Below are 20,456 nucleotides of genomic sequence, written 5' to 3'. Positions count from 1 at the left end.
CGCCATGAAGAGCAAACAGGTCGTCAAGGGGGTTGAAAACGGATGATCGGAACACGCACGCGCTTTGTCCTGACGATCTGCGCAGGCTCGTTCCTGCTGTTCCTGGTCCAGCCAATGATCGCCCGCATGGCGCTGCCGCGTCTGGGTGGCGCGCCATCGGTGTGGAATTCGGCGATGCTGGTCTATCAGGCTCTGCTGCTGGGCGGCTATGCCTATGCCCATATGCTGGGGCGTTTCCCGGCGCGGCGACAGGCGCTGATTCATCTCGGCCTCTTCCTCGTCGCCGCCATCTTCCTGCCGATCGGGCTGATGGGCTGGCAACCGCCGCAGGACATGGAGCCGGCGCTGTGGGTGCTATGGCTGCTGGGCGCGTCGATCGGGCCGCTCTTCTTCGTCGTCGCCGCGCAGGCGCCTCTGCTCCAGCGCTGGTTCGCATTGGCGGACGGGGGGGATCCCTATCCGCTCTATGCCGCGTCCAACCTCGGCAGTTTCGCCGGGCTGATCGCCTATCCGCTGCTGGTCGAGCCGCTGCTGACATTGAAGGCGCAAAGTCTCCTCTGGTCGCTCTGCTATGGCGCGCTCTTCTTCCTCGTCTACGCCAGCGCGCGCCGCCTGCCTCTCGACAGTGCGGGGCCAGCCGTCGCGGAGGCCAGCGACGCGCCGCTGCCCGACGGGCGCAGGATGCTGCACTGGCTGGCGCTGGCGGCTGTGCCGTCGGGCCTGATGATGGCCACCAGCCTCTACCTCACCACCGACATCGTCGCGATGCCGCTGCTCTGGGTGCTGCCGCTCGGCCTCTATCTGCTCAGCTTCTCGGTCGCTTTCGCGGCGCGGCGCGGCGCGGCCGATCTCTGCATCCTGATCGCGCCGCTGGTGTTGCTGATCGGCGCGTGCATCGCCTTTACCGGCGGCATCCATTTCCCCGTCTTCATCGCGCTCGGCATCCTGGCGGTGCTGTTCGTCGCCGCGACCGCGCTCCATGCGCGGATGTACGACCTGCGCCCCGCGCCCGTGCATCTGACCCGTTTCTATTTGCTGATGTCGGTCGGCGGTATGCTGGGCGGACTGTTCTGCGCGCTGCTGGCCCCCCTGATCTTCGACTGGACTTACGAATATCCGATCCTGCTGGTCGCGGCGGCCTTGCTGCTGCCGGCGCGCGAAGCGCTGCTGCGCCTGCCCGGATTGCTGTGGGAAGATGCGGGGCGCCGCACCTGGCTGGCCGCGCTGATGCTGCTGCTTGGCCTTGCCCTTTCGATGGTCGGCGGCGGATTGGTGATGGGCGACGCCACACCGCCGCTGCTCAAGTCGATCTGCTTCGTCACGATCATCGCAATGGCGATCCTGACGCTGGGCCAGCGCTTCATGACGGCGGCGATGCTGGTCTATCTGATGCTGTGCCTGAGCGGCTGGGAGAAATTGTCCCAGTCGGCCAGCGGGATGCTGACGCGCAGCTATTTCGGCGTCTATGGCGTGACGAACAAGGGAGCCGATGGGGGAGCGGGCGAACGCATCCTCTTTCACGGCACCACCCTGCACGGCATCCAGAACCTCACACCCGGCCGCGAACGCGATCCGACCAGCTATTATGCGCCGGATTCGGGCGTGGGCCTGGCGCTGCGCCATGCGCCCGACCTGTTCGGACCGCAGGCGCGGATCGATGTGGTCGGCCTCGGCGCCGGGACGCTCGCCTGCTATAAGCGCCCCGGCCAGACATGGCGTTTCTACGAGATCGATCCGGCGATGGTCGCCATTGCCCGCGATCCGGCGGACTTCACCTTCCTGTCCCGCTGCCAGCCGCAGGCCGACATCGTCATCGGCGACGCGCGGATGACGCTGGCGCGGCAGCAGGCGGGCGGCGCGGACCTGCTGGTGATCGACGCCTTTTCCTCCGATTCCATTCCGATGCATCTGCTGACACGCGAGGCGATGGACATTTACGGCCGCCGGCTGGCGCGGAACGGGCTGCTGCTCATTCATATCTCCAACCGGTATCTCGATCTGCGGCCGGTGGTCGCCGGGGATGCGGCGGCAGCGGGGTGGCATGCGCGATTGCGCCATTATGTGCCGGACAAGCGGGATGACGGGCGACACTATGCGGCGTCGCTCTGGATCGCCCTGTCACGCGATCCCGCGCGGCTGGACCATTTGATGGCCTTGTCCGGCCGCGAAAAATGGCAGTTGATCGAACCGCGTCGGGGCTTTTCCGCCTGGACCGACGATCATGCCAGCATCCTGCCGGTGTTGAAGATCAGACCATGAGAGGAACGCCATATGGCCGCGACCGACTATCCCGCGCCTGATTTTCCGGGCGCCAGCATCATTCCCTTCAACGGCAAGGCGCCGGTGATCCACCCCAGCGCCTTCATCGCGCCGGGATGCCGCATCATCGGCGATGTCGAGATCGGCGAGGACGCCAGCATCTGGTATAATTGCGTCATCCGCGGCGATGTGAACCGCGTGCGGATCGGCGCGCGAAGCAATGTGCAGGACGGCACGGTCATCCATTGCGACAGCCCCGGCGACCGCGCCGATGGCCGTCCGGCCGACGGCTGGCCCGCGATCATCGGCGACGATGTACTGATCGGCCACATGGCGATGATCCATGGCTGCGTGCTGCAGGATCGCGCCTTCGTCGGGCTGGGTGCGATCGTGATGAGCGGCTGCACGGTCGAAAGCGACGCTATGCTGGCGGCTGGCGCCCTGCTGTCGCCCGGCAAGACCGTGCTGCATCGCCAGTTGTGGGCGGGGCGGCCGGCCAAATATATGCGCGACCTGCCCGACGCGGCGCTGATCGACATGCGCGAGGGGGTGGATCATTATGTCCATAACGCCAAGGCGCATAAGGGCGCGGTCAGGGCGATGGGGGGGTAGGGGGCTGATTTGGGGCGATTGTGGAGATCCATTTCCTCCGCCGTCATGCCAGCGAAGGTCATTGAGAGGCGCGTGACTCTCAACGACATCTTTCTTTTCTTTCAAGTGCTTCGTTAAAAGAAGTGAGATCCCAGCCTATGCTGGCATGACGACAGTTGATGGCCGCAAATGGTCGCTCTCAGACCATCCGCTCTACGGCTGCGGCAGGCGCGCCTTCATCATGTCGATGCGATCATTCTGCTGGTCGACCAGCGCCAGCGCCGCGCTGCGGGCGGCGTCGACATCCTCCAGGCCGCCCGTCGCCTTGCCGTCGGCCACGGCGTTGCTGCGCTGGACATAGAGGGTATCGAGGCTGGCGAGCGCCGATACGCTGTCGTTGCGCGCGGATTCGAGCGCGCTGATCGCGACCTGCGCCGCGACCCAGGCATCGCTGGACACGCCTGCGCCCTTCGCCGCGCCGACCGCCCTGTCGGCGCGCGCATAGGCGGCGTCGAAGGCGGCGGCACCCTTGTCCGCTTGGGCGACATAGGTCGTGATCTCGGCCGAAAGGGCCGCATCGGCCGGGACAGACGCGACCGGCGGCGCGATCTTCGCCACCGGGGCGCTTTCGACCGGGCGCTTGGCGAGCGACGGATAGCTTTGCGGCGCCCCCGCGCAACCGGACAGGAACAGGGCCAGGGCGGTGAGGAGGCGGCGCGGTGTCATGGCCTTCATCTAGGGCGGGCCGCGATAAGGCGCAATGGCCTCGGCGCGACGTCGTTACCGGGGCAAGGCCGCGGCTTCGCGCGCCAGCGCCTCGATCTTCGCCGCGTCCACCGGCCCCTTGGGCACGACCCAACTGCCGCCGACGCATGTGATGAACGGCTGGGCCAGCCATTCCGGCGCGCTTTGCGCCGTGATGCCGCCGGTCGGGCAGAAGCGGGCTGTGTGCAGCGGCGCGGCCAGGGCCTTCAATGCCGGCAGTCCGCCCGATGTTTCGGCGGGGAAGAATTTGAAATGGGTCAGGCCCATGTCCATGCCGCGCATGATATCGCCCGCCGTGGCGGTGCCGGGCAGGAAGGGGATTTTCGCTGCGATCGCGGCCTTGCCCAGCGGCTTGGTGAGGCCGGGGCTGACGATGAAGCGCGCGCCGGCCTCCATCGCGGCGTCGAGCTGGGCCGGGTTCAGCACGGTGCCGGCGCCGACCACCGCGCCCTCGACCTGCGCCATTTCGCGGATCACGTCGAGCGCGGCGGGGGTGCGCAGCGTCACTTCCAGCGCGGGCAGGCCGCCCGCCACCAGCGCGCGCGCGATCGGCAGCGCGTCTTCGACCCGGTCGACCACCAGCACCGGGATCACCGGGGCCAGTTCCATCACCTGTTCGACGGTCAGCTTGCTCATTCTCATATCTCCCGAAAGGCTGCGGCGGCCCCGAACAGGCCGATTTCATCATGGACGGCCAGGCGGATCGGCACGCCAGCCATCAGGCTTTCGAACCGGCCCTTGGCCTTGAAGCGGGTGTGGAACCCGCTCTGTTGCAGGAAGTCGCCCATCCGCTGGGTCAGGCCGCCGGCCAGCACGACGCTGTGCGGGCCATGGGCCAGCGCGAGGTCGCCGGCGACCGATCCGTAGCAGAGGCAGAAGCGGTCGAGCGCGCGGCGGGCGAATTCGTCGCTGCCGTCCAGCGCCGCCTGCCACAGTTCGGGGTCTTCCATCAGCACGACCCGGTCATGGCCTATCGTCGCCAATGCCTTGTAGATATAGTTGAGGCCCGGCCCCGACACGATCCGCTCGGTCGATACGCGCAGGAATTTGTCGCGCAGATAGGAGAGGATTTTCTCCTCGATAGGGTCGAGCGGGGCGAAGTCGAGATGGCCGCCCTCGGTCGCGATGACATGGGGGCGACCCTGGTCATAGGCGATCATGGCAACGCCCAGGCCGGTGCCGGGGCCAAGGATGGTGACCCCGCCATCGGTGGGGAAGGGACGATCCTCGCCGAACAGCAGCGGCAGATTCTCGGCCGGCAGGCGCGACACGGCATGGCCCACCGCCTCGAAATCATTGACGAGGCGGACGGTATCGACGCCGATGTCGTCGGCCAGCGTATCGGCGCGGATCACCCAATTGCTGTTGGTCAGCTTGATGACGTCCCGCCCGATGGCGGTGGCGAAGGCGATCGAGGCGGCGCGGGGCAGGTCGCCATCGCCTGCCTTCTGCTCGTCTTCGGCGAACGCCGCCCAGCAGCTTTGCAGGCTGGGATAGTCGGCGACCTTATATTTGCGCACGGTGCCAAGCGTCGGCACGCCTTTGGCGTCCAGCGACGCGCGAGCGAAACGGGCGTTGGTTCCGCCGATGTCGGCGGCTATGATGTCGGTCATGTCACTCTCCATCCGTTCGCCCTGAGCTTGTCGAAGGGCAACTCTTCTTGGGAGAAGAGAAGGGCTTCGACAGGCTCTCCCGAGTAAGTCGAGGGGCCGAACGGGTCTAAATCAAATCTCGCTTTCCATCGCCGCCAGGATCGGCGACGCGCCCTGTTCGGCGAGGTCGCTGTGATGGCGGAACAGGGCGAACAGTTCGCGGCCGGTGTCGTAGGGCGGGGGCGGGGCGGGAGGAATGTCCCGCGCTTCCCATGTCGCCGCATCGACCAGCGCATCGACCGCGCCGGTCTGCGCGCAGACCCGCACCAGATCGCCGTCGCGCAGTTTGCCGATCGGACCGCCGCCCAAGGCTTCGGGTGACAGGTGGATGGCGGCAGGCACCTTGCCGGAGGCGCCGGACATGCGCCCGTCAGTCAGCAATGCGACCTTGAACCCGCGATCCTGCAATACGCCCAGCGCCGGGGTCAGCTTGTGCAGTTCGGGCATCCCGTTGGCCTTTGGCCCCTGGAAGCGGACGACGACCACGACGTCGCGCTCCAGTTCGCCCGCCTTGAAGGCGCGCAGCACATCGTCCTGGTCCTGGAACACGGCGGCGGGCGCCTCGATCGTCCAGCGGACCGGATCAACGGCGCTGACCTTCATGACGCAACGGCCCAGATTGCCGGCCAGCAGGCGCATCCCGCCATCGGCGCTGAATGGATTGGACACCGGGCGCAGCATCGCCTCGTCGCGCGACGCTGGCACATCGCGCCATTGCAGCGCTTCATCCTCCAGCACCGGTTCCTTGCCATAGTCGGTCAGGTCCGCCCGCGCGACCGTCAGGATGTCGCGATGCAGCAGGCCATTTTCCAGCAATTCCCGGATGATATAGGCCATGCCGCCCGCGGCGTGGAAATGGTTCACATCGCCCGAACCATTGGGATAGACCCGCGCCAGCAACGGCACCACGTCGGAAATCTCGGCGAAATCGGTCCAGTCGACATGGATGCCCGCCGCCCGCGCGATCGCCGGCACATGGATCGCATGGTTGGTGGAGCCGCCCGTCGCCATCAGGCCGATGATCGCGTTGACGATCGCCTTTTCATCGACGCAATGGCCGAGCGGGCGATAGTCATCATTTGGCTGCCCGTCTTTGGCCCACCCAATGTCAGCGATCCTGTGCGTCGCCGCGCGGGTCAGTTCGCTGCGAAGCTTCGTGCCCGGATTGACGAAGGCGGAGCCGGGCATGTGCAGGCCCATCATCTCCATCATCATCTGATTGCTGTTGGCGGTGCCATAGAAGGTGCAGGTGCCCGCGCCATGATAGGAGGCGCTTTCGGATTCGAGCAGCTCGTCCCTGCCGACCTTGCCTTCGGCGTAGAGCTGGCGGATGCGGACCTTTTCCTTGTTGGCCAGGCCCGAGGGCATCGGTCCCGCCGGGATCAGGATCGTGGGCAGATGCCCGAAACGCAGCGCGCCGATCAGCAGGCCGGGCACGATCTTGTCGCATATGCCCAGCAGCAGCGCGCCTTCGAACATCGCATGGCTGAGCGACACGGCGGTCGACAGCGCAATGGTGTCGCGGCTGAACAGCGACAGGTCCATGCCTGCCTGCCCCTGCGTCACGCCGTCGCACATCGCCGGCACGCCGCCCGCCACCTGCGCCGTGGCGCCGACTTCGCGCGCCGCGATCTTGATCTGCTCAGGGTAGCGGCCATAGGGCTGATGCGCCGAGAGCATGTCGTTATACGACGTCACGATGCCGATGTTCATCGCCCGGCCGGTGCGGATCACGGCCTTGTCCTCGCCGCTCGCGGCAAAGCCATGGGCGAGGTTGCCGCAGGACAGTTGATCGCGATTGGTGCCCGCGTCGCGTCCGCGCTCGATCAGGTCGAGATATTTGAGGCGCGACGCGGCGCTGCGCTGCACGATGCGCTCCGTCACCTTGGCGATTACGGGATGTAGGTCAGTCATGCCAGCTGGCTCCGTCACGTTCGATAAGGGCAATGGCCGCAGACGGACCCCAGTTCCCCGAAGAATAGGCGGCGGGCTTCACATTGGCCTCCTTCCACCCGTCGATGATCGAATCGATCCATGTCCACTGGGCTTCCACCTCGTCGCGGCGGACGAACAGGGTCTGGTCGCCGGCCAGCAGGTCCAGGATCAGTCGTTCATAGGCGATGCGGCGCCGCTGCCCGGCGAAGGCGGCAGTCAGCGACACGTCCAGCGTCACCTCCTCAAGCTGCACCTGGCGCTCCAGCCCCGGCCGCTTGGTCATGATCTGCAGGCGGATATATTCTTCCGGCTGCAACCGGATGACCAATGTGTTCGGCTCCAGGCCCGTGCCGCCGGCACCATGCTGTCCGTCGCGGCCGAAGATGCTGTGGCGCACCGGCTTGAACTGGATCACGATTTCGGACTGGCGCGCGGGCATTCGTTTCCCGGTGCGCAGGTAGAAGGGCACGCCCTGCCAGCGCCAGTTGTCGATATAGGCTTTCAGCGCCACGAAGGTTTCGGTGTCGGACGGCTGGCCCAGTTCGTCGGCATAGCCGGTGACGATCTGCCCGCCGACCGCGCCCGGCGTATATTGGCCGCGCACGCTCAGATTCTTGACCGTCTCGGCGGTCATCGGCCGCAGCGACCGCAACGCCTTCACCTTTTCGTCGCGCACCGCGGTCGGGTCCATCCGCGCGGGCGGCTCCATTGCGATGATCGACAGAATCTGGAGCATGTGATTCTGCACCATGTCGCGCAGCGCGCCGACCCCGTCATAATAGGAGACGCGGCCTTCCAGCCCGACCGTCTCGCCCACGGTGATCTGCACATGGTCGATCGCCGTGGTGTTCCACAAGGGTTCGAACATGACGTTGCCGAAGCGCAGCGCCAGCAGGTTCTGGACGGTTTCCTTGCCCAGATAATGGTCGACGCGGAAAATCTGTTCTTCGGCGAACAGCGCGCCGATCCCGTCATTGACGATTTTGGACGAGGCCAGGTCCTTGCCGATCGGCTTTTCCATCGCGATCCGGGTGTGGGGCGTGATGAGGCCGGCATCCGCCAGGCCCTGCGCGGTCGGCGCGAACAGGGATGGCGGGGTGGACAGATAGACGGACAGGCCGCGTTCCAGCCGTCCGTCGATTCGCCGGGCGAGCGCCGCAAACTGGTCGGCATTGCCCGCATCGACCGGCTGATAGCCGATCAGCGTGCCGAACCGCGCCGCGAGGTCCGCATCATAGCGGTCGGCGGGCAGGAACTGGTGCAGCGCGGCATCGACTTCCTGGCGAAAGGCGTCGTCGTCCATTGCCGACCGGCCGGAGGCCACGATCAGGAAGTCGTCGGGCAGCAAACCGTCCGACAGAAGATTATAGAGCGATGGAAAGATCATCCGGCGGGCCAGGTCACCCGTGGCGCCAAATAACAGGAACGTAGCAGACGGCTCGGTCAAAGGATGGTCCTTCTCCGTTTGAAGATTGTCTATGTCTGCACGAAGGCGCCCTTATAGCGGCCGCGGATCGTTACGCAAGAAGGCTATCGATCAAGTCGATGCGCTGCAACATCCTGTCGCATAATGGCCCGCCCACGGTGGAACATAGGGTCTCTCCCAACGCTTGAAGCGAACTTTGCTTCCGCAAAAAAGGAGAGACATATGCTCAAGGTCCAGCCGCTCAACTGCACGTTGAAGCGCGACACCGGACAGCCCAGTTCGACGGACGCGATGATCGCGGTGCTGGCGAAAGAATTTGCGGCGCTGGATGTGGAGGTGGCCGATACGATCCGGGTCGCCTCCCACAATGTGCTCGCCGGCGTGACATCCGATGAGGGGGAGGGCGACGACTGGCCCGCCATCCGCGAGAAGATATTGGCCGCCGACATCCTCATCCTCGGCACGCCGATCTGGATGGGGCAGGCGGGCAGCGTCGCCAAGCGGGCGCTGGAGCGGATGGACGCCTTCCTCTCCGAAACCGACGAGCTGGGACGGATGCCCAGCTATGGCAAGGTCGCCGTCGCGGCGATCGTGGGCAATGAGGATGGCGCCCATGCCGCATCGGCGCAGATATTCCAGTCGCTCAACGATGTCGGCTGGACGATTCCCGCCGTCGCCGCCTGCTATTGGGTGGGCGAAGCGATGGGATCGGTCGACTTCAAGGATTTGAAGGAAACGCCTGAGATGGTCGCCAAGACGGCGAAAATGGTGGCGGGCAATGCGGCGCATCTGGCGGGACTGCTCAAGGACAATCCATTCCCCGGCGAAAAGGCATAAGGCGGCGGGATCGAGGAACCGGCAGGTTCGGCGACCGTTTTCCCATCGAAATGAAAAATCTGATCCTTTGCTGCATGATGCTGCTGGTCGCGTGCGACGCGCTCCCGCGCGATCCGGCCGGCAGCAGCGAGGCGATCCGCCGTCACGGTGTGATGCGGGTCGGCCTGGTGCTGGGCGATGGCGATTTCGGCCGTGCCGCCTCCGCCCGCCTGCTCGATCGTCTGTCGCGCCAGACCGGGGCGCGGGCCGCGATCCGCCCCGGCGCGACCGAGCCTTTGTTCCAGGCGCTGGAGCGCGGCGACGTCGATCTCGTCCTCACGCCCCTCGATCCGGAAAGCCCGTGGATGACCCGTATATCGCTCAGCCCGCCGATCGCGACGCAGGGCCGAAAGGACAAGCGCCTCGATTATTACGCCGCAATGCGCAACGGCGAAAATCGCTGGATCATGACGGTGGAAAGCGCCGCCCGCGCCGTAGCCGATCCGGGTGCCGGGCAATGACCAGCGCCGACGACCTGCCCGACGAGATCGTAAAGACGCTGCGCCAGGCGGAGCGGCTGGAATATTGGAACATCTTCTGGACCGTCACCATCGTCGCCGTGATGGGCCTGACCATGGGCCAGAGCCAGACGATGAAGACCGCCTGGATCGAGGATACGCTGGGCCTCGTCCCGCCGATCGCCTTCCTTGTCGCCGCGCGGATGGAACGGCGCGGCCATCGCTCGGCCCGCTTCCCCTTCGGCTTCGAACGGGTCAATGGCCTTGGCTTCTTCCTCGCCGCGGTGGCGCTGGCGGCGACCGGGGCGTTGCTGTTGTGGGATTCGGTGATGACGCTGGCGCGCGCCGAACATGCCACGGTCGCGTCGGTCCATGTCTTCGGCCGCGACATCTGGCTCGGGTGGCTGATGCTGGGCGCGCAGGTCTATTCGCTGATCCCGCCGCTCATCATCGGCCGCAGGGAATTGCCGCTGGCGGAAAAACTGTCCGACAAGCTGCTGCACACCGACGCGTTGATGAACAAGGCCAACTGGCTGACCGGCGCGGCGGGGCTGGCCGGGATCATCGGCCTGGGGCTGGGCTGGTGGTGGGCCGATTCGGTCGCGGCGGCGATCATCTCGCTCGACATCATCAGCGACGGGGTGAAGGCGCTGCGTTCTTCGACCGCCGAACTGATCGACGGCGCACCGCGCGCCCTGTCCAGCCCGGACCTGTCGCCCGATGCGCAGGCGTTGGGCCAGCGGCTGGCGGCGCGCTATCCCGGCGCGACCGTGCGGCTGCGCGAGACTGGCCGGCTGATCCGCGCCGAAATCCATGGCCATGCCGGGCCGCAGGCGCCTCTCGACCATGCCGAACACTGGCCGGCCGAGGAGGAGCGGCTGTGGCGGCTGGCACAGCTCAGCTTCGTGCCGCCCCGGCGCGAGGATCAGGCGCGCAACTGACCACGCCCGCGCCGCCAGTTGAGGATGTGCGCGCCCGCCAGCAACGCGCTGCCCGCCACCGTCCAGGCCGCTTCCGCCATCGCGCCCTCCGCCGCCAGCGCCCCGATCGCCATCAGCCCCAGCCCGGCGACGCCCGGCAGCATCAGGCCGGGCGCGCGGTGCCGCCGCCAGCCCTGCGCCAGCGCGAACAGGCTGGTCGGGACCGCCAGGACCAGCATGACGAGGTGGAAGGATTCGCCCGGATCGATCCGGCTGGCAAGGGCGGGGAGCAGTGCGAACAGCAGCGGCAGGCCCAGGCAATGGAGCGTGCAGAGCGACGAAGCGCAAAGCGCGAAGCCATCGAGCCAGCCCGTCCGCTTCGGCGCGGATAGCCCGATTTTTCGCGGGTCGTCGCAAGAGGTCATGTTCAATCCTATTATGATATAACGTTACATTTAAGCGCGGCATGTGGGCGTATCGGGTGGCGCTGTCAACCGGGATGGAGCGACTTTTGCGCCTCTGCCCGATTTTCGGCTGGACGCCCGCGCCGGATTTTGTCATCTGGCCGACACCAGCCGTGCGGGCGTGGTGAAACTGGTAGACGCGCCGGACTCAAAATCCGGTTCCGCAAGGAGTGTCGGTTCGATTCCGACCGCCCGCACCACTGGCTGTCCTGCCATAACCGACCCGACTATCGCGGGCTGTGCGCAGCCATGCTATGGCCGTTGCATGAAGGTTCGCCACATCCTGCCGCCCTTGCTGTTCGGCCTGGCTGTCCTGATCGTCATCAGCGTGGGCGACGCGCTGTTCTGGAGCGTGCCCCATGCGCTCGAAAAACTCCCGCCGCGCCTGCTGACGGTCGCCGTCCTGACTGGCCTGTGGCTGGTGCGCCAGTACAAGCGGACGGCGCGCTGATCCTGCGGTGCCGATAGGGATTGGGGAGGACTGCAAGCGACCATTTTTTGCCGATCACAAGAGTTTTCTGGCTTCCTCATAGCGGACATAGGTAGACCCCGCTAAATCTAGCGCATGGATGAAATGCAGCTTGAGATATGTCAGCGGTATGGCGCAAAATTCATGCCGTCTGACGAGACATACAAGGTCGGCATTTCCGAGAGCGCCCTGCGAGGTGAGTTGCCGCTCAATGGCCTTCGTCATCCGCCGGAAAGTGGGACGACGGGATGGTTCATCTGGTCAGGAGAATGGTCTGATGACCCGGATTTTTTCAGACCGCTGCATGTTTACCACTTGGAGGAGCATTGTCCGGCGGCATTGCCGTTCATAGCCCTGCCTCCGGGCTGGAGGTTTCTGGTCGCTGAGGGATATGAGGATGTTTGGTCCGACAACGCCCTTATTAATATCTAAACCCGACCGTCCGCCATCCACCCAAATCAGCCAAGCGGCGGCGCTACCTCTCGCCTTGCGCCTGGAACCATGGCACCATCCGCGCGATCGCATCCTCGACCCGGTCGGTGGACACCGCGAAGCTGAAGCGGATGAAGCGATGGCCGTCGACGGGATCGAAATCGATCCCCGGCGCGGTCGCCACGCCGGTTTCGCGCAGCAGCTTCTGGCAGAAGCGCAGACTGTCATTGGTCAGATGGCTGATATCGGCATAGATGTAGAAGGCACCGTCGGGCGGCGCGATGCTGGCCAGGCCCAGCGCGGGCAGGGCGTCCAGCAGCAATTGCCGGTTGCGGCGATAGCTGGCGACATGGCCCTCCAGTTCGGCGGTGCAATCGAACGCGGTCAGCCCGGCGCGCTGGGCCAGCACCGGCGGCGTCAGGAACAGATTGCCCATCCGCGCCCGCGCGGCCTCGATCAGCGCGGGCGGCACCAGGATCCAGCCCAGCCGCCAGCCGGCCATGCTGTAATATTTGGAGAAGCTGTTCACGATCACCGCATCGGCCGCGAACTCCAGCATCGACCGGGCGGGTTCGCCGAAGCTCAGCCCATGATAGATTTCGTCCGAGATGATGCGGATGCCACGCTCTGCACAGACCGCCGCGATTCGCGAAAGTTCGTCCGCCGGGATGATGGTGCCGGTGGGATTGGCCGGGCTGGCGAGGATCAGGCCGTCCGGCGCCGGATCGATCGCAGCCAGCGCGTCGGCGCTGATCTGATAACGTTCGGCCGGGCCGCAGGCGACCTCGACCGGCTCCAGATAGAGCGCCTTCAAATTATTGCGATAGGCGACATAGCCCGGCCGCGCCGTCGCAACCCGCGCGCCGGGCGCGAACAGGCAGGTCAGCGCCAGCACCAGCCCCGGCGACGCGCCGCAGGTCAGCAATATCTGTTCGGGATCGACCGCCACCCCATGCCGTTCGCCATAATGGCGCGCGATCCGCTCCTTAAGTGGCATGCTTTCCCAATAGCCCATCGCCTCCGTGTCCAGCACATGATGCGCCATGGCGATGGCCTCCGCAGGCGCGCCGGTCGATGGCTGGCCGAACTCCATATGCAGGATGGACCGGCCCGCCGCTTCGAGCGCATGGGCTTCGCGGCTGATGGCGATGGCGTGGAAGGGGGATATGTCGGCGATCATGGGGCGTGCCTAAAGCCGCGCCGCAACCATGTCGATAGCCGGGGCGTTCGATCGGCATGACCATGACGCTGCTCACCGCTTTGCAATATTATGGCGCGGGGGCAGCGACGATCGCCGCGCTGGTCGTCTCGCTCAATCTGGGACGACGCATAACCGGATGGGCATTCGTGCTGTTCGTCACCTCATCGATCGCGCTGATCGGCTGGGGGTTTCTCGACAAGGACAGCGAGGGGATAGGCTGGCAGAATGTCGCGCTGCTGGTCATCAATGCGGTCGGTGTGTGGCGCTATCTGATTTCCAAGCATGAGGTCAGAGATTAACCGATTGGATTCGCATTAAACTTCGGCGATCCAAACCTCGACCGGCACCTTGTCCTGCAACAATGCCAGCCGGATCGGCAGTTCCTCGACGGCGCCGCTCGCCAGCGCGCGATCATAGACCGCTTTCTTGCCGGCCCCGCTGATCTGCAGGAAGATATGGCGGCTCTGCATGATTCCGTGCGCCGTCAGCGACATACGCTGGTGCGGGGCGACCGGGGGCGTCGCCGCGATCGTCAGCGCCCCGCTCGCCAGCCCCTCGGCCAGTTCCCTGCCTTGCGGAAAGAGCGACGCCGTATGCCCGTCATCGCCCATGCCCAACAGGACGATGTCCAGCGGCCAGGGCAGGCCGGTGAAAGCCGCCTCGACCGCGGCCTGCCCTGCATAGGCGTCGGCGGCTTGCGTTTTCATCGGCACGAAGCGGGCCTGCGCCGCGGCGCCATTGAGCAGCGCGTCGCGCACCAGCTTCTCATTGCTGTCGGCGCTGTCGGGCGCGACCCAGCGTTCGTCGACCAGCGTCACCACGACCTTATCCCAGTCGAGATCGACCTGGCCGAGCGCTTCGAGCACCGGCCGGGGCGAACGGCCGCCCGACAGGGCGATGCTGGCGACGCCGCGCTGCGCGATCGCATCGGACAGGATCGTGGCGATGCGCGCGGCGATATCGGCTGCGGCCTGCGCGCCGGTGGCGAAAGGATGTTCGGTCGGCATGGGCTTCACTCGGCTGCTTGCGGAAGCGTGCAGATGTCGATCCACCGCGCTCCGGTCAAGTCGGCCAGTCGATCGGGCGTCAGTTCGACCGATGTGGTGCGCGATCCGGCCGCGGGAAAGACGGTGGCGAAATCCTTGAGCGACATATCGCAATAGACGGGCAGGGGAGAGGCGAGGCCGAAGGGGCAGACCCCGCCGACCGGATGGCCGGTGATCGCCTCGACCTCCTCCGCGCCCAGCATCCGGGGCTTGGCGCCCAGCGCCGCCTTCGCCTTGCCATTGTTGAGCCGCGCGTCCCCGCGCGCGCAGACCAGCACGACCGTCTCGCCGACGCGCAGCGACAGCGTCTTGGCGATCCGCGCTGGTTCGACGCCCAGCGCCGCGGCGGCCTCTATCACGGTCGCGGTGCTGACGCCCTGGTCGATGATCGCCACGTCGGGCGCCCGTTCCGCCAGGAAGGCGCGGACGCTCGCCTCGCTCATGCGCGCTCACCCAGTTTGCGCTCCCACGCCAGAGCATGGGCGACGATCTGGTCCAGATCGGCATGGCGCGGCGTCCAGGGGAAGGTCTTGAGAATGGCGCCATTGTCCGAAATCAGCTTGCCCGGGTCGCCCGCCCGGCGGCCGGCCATGACGCGCTGGACGGGCATGTTGGTCGCGCGATCGACCGCGTCCAGCACCTCCAGCACCGAAAAGCCACGGCCATAGCCGCAATTGAGCAGATGGTTGCGCTCCGGCTCGGCGATCAGCGCTTCCAGCGCCAGCAGATGGGCGGCGGCCAGGTCGCTGACATGGATATAGTCGCGCACACCCGTTCCGTCCGGCGTGTCGAAATCGGTGCCGAAGACGGCGACGCTTGTCCGCTTGCCCAGCGCCGCCTCGACCGCGACCTTGATGAGATGGGTGGCGCCCGCCGTCGACTGGCCCGTGCGTCCCTGCGGGTCCGCGCCTGCGACGTTGAAATAGCGCAGCGCGCAGAAGTTCATCGGATGCGCCGCCGCCACGTCGCGCAGCATATATTCGGTCATCAGCTTGGACATGCCATAGGGATTGATCGGCCGTTGCGGCGTATCCTCCCGCACCGCCTCCACGTCCGGCGTGCCATAGGTGGCGGCGGTGGACGAGAAGATGAAATGCGGCACGCCCACCCGCACCGCGCTTTCAATCAGGTCGCGCGTCTTGGCGCTGTTATTGTGATAATATTTCAGCGGATTCTCAACCGATTCCGGCACGACGACCGACCCGGCGAAATGCATGATCGCCTTGACGTCATGGTCGCGCAGCGCCGCTTCCACCAGCGGCTGGTCGGCAATGTCGCCACGCACCAGCGGCACGCCGTCGGGCACGGCCCAGTCGAAGCCGGTGACCAGATTATCGATCACGACGACGCCATAGCCGGCATCCTTGAGCGCCAGCACGGCATGGCTGCCGATATAGCCCGCGCCGCCCGTGACCAATATCGTGGGTTTATCGCTCATAAGAAAAAGGTCTCCCAGCCTGTTGCCGGGAGACCTAGCCGAGTGTCGTTAAGATTTACAGTCGGATCATGCCGCCGCCTTGGCCGGCGCCGGATGATAGAAAGTCGCGCCGCTCGCCGCCATCTCGCGAAGCTGCGCCGTCGGAGCGAAGCGCGGGCCATGTTCCGCCGCCAGCCGGTCCAGCACGGCCACGACATGGGCGATGCCGACCGTATCCATATGGCTGAACGGTCCGCCGGTATAGGGCGCAAAGCCCCAGCCGAAGATCGCGCCGATATCGCCGTCCTCGGGGGTTTCCAGCACGCCTTCCTCGAAACAGCGGGCGCATTCGATCAACTGGCGATAGAGCAGCCGTTCCTTCACCGCCTCGACGTCGGGCTGCTGCGCCGCGCGTGGAAACATCTCGCCCAGCACCGGCGACAGATGCTTCTTGCCGCTTTCGGGATAGTCGTACCAGCCCTTGCCATTCTTGCGGCCCAGGCGGCCGGCCTCGACCATCTGCACCATGATCTCGTCCGACTCCTGCGGGACATAGGCGTCGCCCAGTTCCTTCTTCGCGGCGCTCATGATCTTCCAGCCCAGTTCGATCGACACCTCGTCGCTGACGGCCAGCGGGCCAGTAGGCATCCCCAGTTGTTTGCCGGCATTTTCGATCAGCGCGGGATTGACGCCCTCGCCGACCAGTTCCGCGCCTTCCTGCACATAGGTGCCGAAGCTGCGCGAGGTGTAGAAGCCGCGGCTGTCATGGACGACGATCGGGGTCTTCTTGATCTGGCTGACGAAATCCAGCGCCTTGGCGATCGCGGCGGGGCCGGTCTTTTCGCCCAGGATGATCTCGACCAGCGGCATCTTCTCGACCGGCGAGAAGAAATGGACGCCGATGAAATTCTCCGGTTTCGTCCACGCCTGCGCCAGTTTCGTGATCGGCAGGGTAGAGGTGTTGGACCCGAAGATGGTGTCCGCGCCCAGTACGGCTTCGACCTGTTTGGTGACGTCCGCCTTGATCGTGACATCCTCGAACACGGCCTCGATGACGAAATCCGCGCCGGCCAGGTCGGCATAATCGGTGGTCGGCGTGACGCGCGCGAGAGTCTGCTCCAGCTTTTCCGGCGTCATGCCCTTGCCCAGCCGCTTCTTCAGCACTTCCTCGACATGCGCCTTGCCCTTTTGCGCATAGGCCAGGTCGCGATCGAACAGCACGACCTCTATCCCCGCCTGTGCGGCGACGGTGGCGATGCCCGCGCCCATCATGCCGGCGCCCAGCATGGCGAGCTTCTTCGTCGGCGCCTTGGCCTCGCCCTTGGGGCGCCGCGCGCCGCGCTCGGCGGCCTGTTTGTTGACGAACAGGGTGCGGATCATGTTGCTCGCCTGGCGGTCGGCGGCGACCTTGGCGAAATATTTGCTCTCGATCTGGATCGCCCGGTCCATCGGCAAAGTGATGCCTTCATAGACCGCCGACAGCAAAGCGATCGGCGCGTGCATGTTGCGCTGGGTCTGCTTCAGCGTCATCGCCAGCGCGCCCGCCATGGTCTGGACGAAGGCGGGATTGAAGCCGCCCGCGCCACCGGGCACCTTGAAGCCCTTGACGTCCCAGGGCTGGGTACCGGCGGTCGGGTTCGCCTGCACCCAATCCCGCGCGGCCTGAACCGCCGTGCCCTGCGGCACGACCGCGTCCACAACCTTCAGCATCGCGGCCTCGGCCGGGCGGAACAGCTTGCCTTGCAGCATATACATCAACGCGGCCTGCACGCCCATGATGCGCGGCAGGCGCTGCGACCCGCCGCCGCCGGGGAACAGGCCGATCAGGATTTCGGGCAGGCCCATCTGGGTCCTGGGGCTGTCGCCCACGAAGCGGCGATGGCAGGCCAGCGCCAGTTCGAACCCGCCGCCGACGCAGGTGCCTTCGATGGCGCAGGCGATCGGCTTGCCGCTGCTTTCCAGGCGACGGAACAGCGCGTTCAGCACGAACAGATCGTCGTACAGCGCCGCCGGGGCGGGGGCATCCCCCGCCTTCGCCAGCATCGCCCCGAAAAATTTCAGGTCCATGCCGGCCATGAAGCCGCTATCCTTGCCAGACGCGATGACGGCGCCCTTGATGCCCTCTTCGGACGCGATGCGCGTGATCGCGGCGTCCAGATCGGCCAGGAAGTCCGGGCCGATGACGTTCATCGACTGGCCGGGGACGTCGATCGTCAGAATGGCGATGCCGTCGGCGTCGATGTCGAATGCGATGGTGTTCATGGCTTTGCCTTTGCTCTCCGTTCGCCCTGAGCCTGTCGAAGGGCTTCTCTTTCTTTGAAGAAGGAAGGGGCTTCGACAGGCTCAGCCCGAACGGTAAATGGGGGTCAGATACGCTCGATGATGATGCCGGTGCCCATGCCCGCGCCGACGCACAGGTTGACGAGCGCCGTGCCCTTGCCGGTCCGTTCCAGCTCGTCCAGCGCCGTGCCCAGCACCATCGCCCCGGTCGCGCCCAGCGGATGGCCAAAGGCGATCGCGCCGCCATTCACGTTGATCTTGTCATGGTCGAGGTTCATCGCCTGCATGTAGCGCAGCACGACCGACGCAAAGGCCTCGTTCAGTTCCCACAGGTCGATGTCGGCCGTGGTCATGCCGGCGCGCGACAGCAGCTTGCCCGCGACGAATTCCGGCCCGGTCAGCATGATCAGCGGTTCCGACCCGATCGAGGCCATGGCGCGGATGCGGGCGCGGGGCTTCAGCCCATATTTGTCGCCCATATCCTTGTTGCCGACCAGCACGGCCGCCGCGCCATCGACGATGCCGCTGCTGTTGCCGGCATGATGGACATGGTTGACCTTCTCCAGTGCGGGATAGCGCAGCAGCGCCACCGTATCGAAACCGGGCATATCTTCGCCCAAGGCCAGGAAGCTGGGCTTCAGAGCGCCCAGCGACTGCATCGTCGCGTCGGGGCGCATATGTTCGTCATGGTCCAGCGCCACGCGGCCAATCACGTCCTTCACCGGCACGATCGACTTTCTGAACCGGCCTTCGTCCCAGGCGGCCTTGGCGCGCTTCTGGCTTTCGACGGCATAGGCGTCCGCATCGTCGCGGCTGATGCCGAACTTGGTGGCGATCACATCGGCGCCGATGCCCTGCGGCGCGAAATAGGTCTTGTAGGCGACCGCCGGGTCCATCGCCCAGGCACCGCCGTCCGACGCCATCGGCACGCGGCTCATGGATTCGACCCCGCCGCCGATCGCGAACATCGCCTCGCCCGAATAAACCTTGGCGGCGGCCATGTTCACCGCCTCCAGCCCCGAAGCGCAGAAGCGGTTGATCTGCACGCCCGGTACGGTCTCCGCATAGCTGGCGTTCAGCACTGCGACGCGGGCGATGTCGGCGCCCTGTTCGCCGACCGGGCTGACGCAGCCCAGGATGACGTCATCAACGTCCGCCGTGTCGATCTGGCTGCGATCGCGCACCGCTTCCAGCACCTGCGTCGCCAGTTGAATGGGCGTGATCTCGTGCAGCGACCCGTCGGCCTTGCCCCGGCCACGGGGCGTCCTGACGGCGTCGTAAATATAGGCTTCCATGTCTTTCCCTCTCCGTGGGCTGCCCTTCGGGCGCACTGGATGTGAAGGGAAATGTATTTACGTTTACGTAAAGTGCAAGTGTAAATGCATGGGCCATATGCCGTGCCGCCCTGCCGTAGCGGCAGGTGGAGGGGCTGGAGCGAAACATCGCTGATACTGTCCAACTTGCTGTCGCACGCCGGCCTTTCGCGGTGCGAATCCCTGTGCCATTCAGGGGCGATGCGGGTCGCCATCCTTTCCGACATTCACGGCAATATCGCCGCGCTCGACGCCGTGCTGGCCGACGTCGAGCGGCGCGGCGCGGATGCGATCGTCAACCTGGGGGACATCCTGTCCGGGCCGCTCTTCCCCTGCGAGACGGCCGACCGGCTGATGGCGCTCGACCTGCCCACGATCCGCGGCAATCATGAGCGGCAATTGCTGACCCTGCATCAGGACCGCATGGGCGCGTCGGATCGCTACACGGACTCGGTCCTGCAACCCCGTCATCGCGACTGGATCGCGGCGCTGCCGGAAAGCCTGTGGCTGGCGGACGATGTGCTGATGGTCCATGGCGCGCCCGGCGAAGATCTCTGCTATTGGCTCGAAACGGTCGAACCCGCCGGGTTGCGGGCCGCCACAGCGGATGAAGTGGAGTCGCGGGCAGGGGGCGTAGCCGCGCCTTTGATCCTATGCGGCCACACCCATATTCCCCGCATCCACCGCCGACCGGACGGCGGAATGATCGTCAATCCCGGCAGCGTGGGCTTGCCGGCCTATGCCGACGATCATCCTGTGCCGCACAAGGTGGAGACGGGCGCGCCCCATGCCCGCTACGCGATCGTGGATCGGACGGCGGACGGATGGCGGGCGGAGCCGGTCGCCATCCCCTATGACTGGGAAGCCGCCGCCCGCGCAGCGGACGCACGCGAACACGCCGATTGGGCCATGGCGCTGCGCACCGGGCGCGTTTAGGAGCGTTGCGCCCTCG

Annotated in this window: 21 protein-coding genes and 1 tRNA gene; 10 read left to right on the top strand and 12 right to left on the bottom strand. The window is 65.9% G+C overall.

What is annotated here, in order from left to right; genetic code table 11:
• Positions 1-42: 42 nt before the first annotated feature.
• Together SBA_RS16805 and SBA_RS16800 are read left to right on the top strand one after the other, a co-directional pair.
• Positions 43-2,259 carry a spermidine synthase gene (locus tag SBA_RS16805; RefSeq protein WP_261935244.1) on the top strand — a complete coding sequence of 739 codons (2,217 nt, stop codon included), beginning with the start codon at positions 43-45 and terminating at the stop codon, positions 2,257-2,259.
• Positions 2,260-2,271: 12 nt separating this feature from the next.
• On the top strand, positions 2,272-2,871 hold the full coding sequence (locus SBA_RS16800; protein WP_261935243.1) for a gamma carbonic anhydrase family protein: 600 nt from the start codon (positions 2,272-2,274) through the stop codon (positions 2,869-2,871).
• A 192-nt stretch (positions 2,872-3,063) separates the two neighbouring features.
• Here the strand turns inward: SBA_RS16800 and SBA_RS16795 are convergent, their stop codons facing one another.
• From SBA_RS16795 to zwf, 5 genes are all read right to left on the bottom strand, one after another.
• A complete protein-coding gene (locus SBA_RS16795; RefSeq protein WP_224549991.1) occupies positions 3,064-3,576 on the bottom strand; it encodes a hypothetical protein in 513 nt (170 codons plus the stop codon).
• Between the two features lie 54 nt (positions 3,577-3,630).
• The gene (gene eda, locus SBA_RS16790; protein ID WP_315975781.1) at positions 3,631-4,251 is read right to left on the bottom strand and encodes a bifunctional 4-hydroxy-2-oxoglutarate aldolase/2-dehydro-3-deoxy-phosphogluconate aldolase; all 621 of its coding nucleotides are present in this window, start codon (positions 4,249-4,251) and stop codon (positions 3,631-3,633) included.
• 2 nt (positions 4,252-4,253) lie between these two features.
• The gene (gene glk, locus SBA_RS16785) at positions 4,254-5,228 is read right to left on the bottom strand and encodes a glucokinase (RefSeq protein ID WP_224549993.1); all 975 of its coding nucleotides are present in this window, start codon (positions 5,226-5,228) and stop codon (positions 4,254-4,256) included.
• A gap of 111 nt (positions 5,229-5,339) precedes the next feature.
• Positions 5,340-7,181, bottom strand: coding sequence for a phosphogluconate dehydratase (gene edd / locus SBA_RS16780; protein ID WP_261935242.1), 1,842 nt, complete (start codon positions 7,179-7,181; stop codon positions 5,340-5,342).
• Positions 7,174-8,649, bottom strand: a complete 1,476-nt coding sequence (gene zwf / locus SBA_RS16775; RefSeq protein ID WP_261935241.1) for a glucose-6-phosphate dehydrogenase — start codon at positions 8,647-8,649, stop codon at positions 7,174-7,176. The genes edd and zwf overlap by 8 nt, the downstream gene beginning before the upstream one ends.
• Positions 8,650-8,850: 201 nt before the next feature.
• On the opposite strand from zwf, the gene SBA_RS16770 reads away from it, so the two are divergent.
• From SBA_RS16770 to SBA_RS16760, 3 genes are read left to right on the top strand one after another with little or no spacing between them, the layout of a single operon-like run.
• Positions 8,851-9,465 carry a flavodoxin family protein gene (locus SBA_RS16770; protein ID WP_224549996.1) on the top strand — a complete coding sequence of 205 codons (615 nt, stop codon included), beginning with the start codon at positions 8,851-8,853 and terminating at the stop codon, positions 9,463-9,465.
• A gap of 50 nt (positions 9,466-9,515) precedes the next feature.
• Positions 9,516-9,965 carry a transglycosylase SLT domain-containing protein gene (locus tag SBA_RS16765; protein WP_261935240.1) on the top strand — a complete coding sequence of 150 codons (450 nt, stop codon included), beginning with the start codon at positions 9,516-9,518 and terminating at the stop codon, positions 9,963-9,965.
• Complete coding sequence (locus SBA_RS16760; protein WP_261935239.1) at positions 9,962-10,903, top strand: cation transporter; 942 nt, start codon at positions 9,962-9,964, stop codon at positions 10,901-10,903. The genes SBA_RS16765 and SBA_RS16760 overlap by 4 nt, the downstream gene beginning before the upstream one ends.
• Here the strand turns inward: SBA_RS16760 and SBA_RS16755 are convergent.
• Entirely contained in the window at positions 10,888-11,307 is a 420-nt protein-coding gene (locus tag SBA_RS16755) for a MerC domain-containing protein (RefSeq protein ID WP_224549999.1), read from the bottom strand. The genes SBA_RS16760 and SBA_RS16755 overlap by 16 nt on opposite strands.
• 154 nt (positions 11,308-11,461) lie before the next feature.
• On the opposite strand from SBA_RS16755, the gene SBA_RS16750 reads away from it, so the two are divergent.
• The 3 genes from SBA_RS16750 to SBA_RS16740 all read left to right on the top strand — a co-directional run bounded on the left by SBA_RS16750 (position 11,462) and on the right by SBA_RS16740 (position 12,247).
• Positions 11,462-11,546: transfer RNA gene (locus tag SBA_RS16750), tRNA-Leu, on the top strand.
• Positions 11,547-11,611: 65 nt separating this feature from the next.
• Positions 11,612-11,797, top strand: coding sequence for a hypothetical protein (locus SBA_RS16745; RefSeq protein ID WP_224550000.1), 186 nt, complete (start codon positions 11,612-11,614; stop codon positions 11,795-11,797).
• Positions 11,798-11,911: 114 nt separating this feature from the next.
• The gene (locus tag SBA_RS16740) at positions 11,912-12,247 is read left to right on the top strand and encodes an immunity protein Imm33 domain-containing protein (protein WP_261935238.1); all 336 of its coding nucleotides are present in this window, start codon (positions 11,912-11,914) and stop codon (positions 12,245-12,247) included.
• 43 nt (positions 12,248-12,290) lie between these two features.
• Here SBA_RS16740 and SBA_RS16735 read toward each other — a convergent pair whose 3' ends face one another.
• On the bottom strand, positions 12,291-13,427 hold the full coding sequence (locus SBA_RS16735; RefSeq protein WP_261935237.1) for a pyridoxal phosphate-dependent aminotransferase: 1,137 nt from the start codon (positions 13,425-13,427) through the stop codon (positions 12,291-12,293).
• Between the two features lie 56 nt (positions 13,428-13,483).
• Here SBA_RS16735 and SBA_RS16730 point away from each other — a divergent pair, with 56 nt between their 5' ends.
• The gene (locus tag SBA_RS16730) at positions 13,484-13,747 is read left to right on the top strand and encodes a hypothetical protein (RefSeq protein WP_224550003.1); all 264 of its coding nucleotides are present in this window, start codon (positions 13,484-13,486) and stop codon (positions 13,745-13,747) included.
• 15 nt (positions 13,748-13,762) lie between these two features.
• Here the strand turns inward: SBA_RS16730 and pgl are convergent, their stop codons facing one another.
• The 5 genes from pgl to SBA_RS16705 all read right to left on the bottom strand — a co-directional run bounded on the left by pgl (position 13,763) and on the right by SBA_RS16705 (position 19,486).
• Positions 13,763-14,455, bottom strand: a complete 693-nt coding sequence (gene pgl / locus SBA_RS16725; protein ID WP_261935236.1) for a 6-phosphogluconolactonase — start codon at positions 14,453-14,455, stop codon at positions 13,763-13,765.
• A 5-nt stretch (positions 14,456-14,460) separates the two neighbouring features.
• Positions 14,461-14,937 carry a YbaK/EbsC family protein gene (locus tag SBA_RS16720; protein ID WP_261935235.1) on the bottom strand — a complete coding sequence of 159 codons (477 nt, stop codon included), beginning with the start codon at positions 14,935-14,937 and terminating at the stop codon, positions 14,461-14,463.
• Complete coding sequence (gene galE, locus SBA_RS16715) at positions 14,934-15,932, bottom strand: UDP-glucose 4-epimerase GalE (protein WP_261935234.1); 999 nt, start codon at positions 15,930-15,932, stop codon at positions 14,934-14,936. The genes SBA_RS16720 and galE overlap by 4 nt, the downstream gene beginning before the upstream one ends.
• A gap of 66 nt (positions 15,933-15,998) precedes the next feature.
• Positions 15,999-18,173, bottom strand: coding sequence for a 3-hydroxyacyl-CoA dehydrogenase NAD-binding domain-containing protein (locus SBA_RS16710; RefSeq protein ID WP_261935233.1), 2,175 nt, complete (start codon positions 18,171-18,173; stop codon positions 15,999-16,001).
• A 104-nt stretch (positions 18,174-18,277) separates the two neighbouring features.
• Positions 18,278-19,486 (bottom strand): acetyl-CoA C-acetyltransferase, encoded by a 1,209-nt coding sequence (locus tag SBA_RS16705; protein WP_261935232.1) that lies wholly within the window; start codon positions 19,484-19,486, stop codon positions 18,278-18,280.
• 219 nt (positions 19,487-19,705) lie between these two features.
• On the opposite strand from SBA_RS16705, the gene SBA_RS16700 reads away from it, so the two are divergent.
• The gene (locus SBA_RS16700) at positions 19,706-20,440 is read left to right on the top strand and encodes a metallophosphoesterase family protein (RefSeq protein ID WP_261935231.1); all 735 of its coding nucleotides are present in this window, start codon (positions 19,706-19,708) and stop codon (positions 20,438-20,440) included.
• The last annotated feature ends 16 nt before the right edge of the window (positions 20,441-20,456 follow it).

It is taken from the genome of Sphingomonas bisphenolicum (assembly GCF_024349785.1).
Taxonomy (GTDB): Bacteria; Pseudomonadota; Alphaproteobacteria; order Sphingomonadales; family Sphingomonadaceae; genus Sphingobium; species Sphingobium bisphenolicum.
Note: the sequence above shows the minus strand (reverse complement) of the source record. Positions and strands in the feature narration are given on the sequence as shown.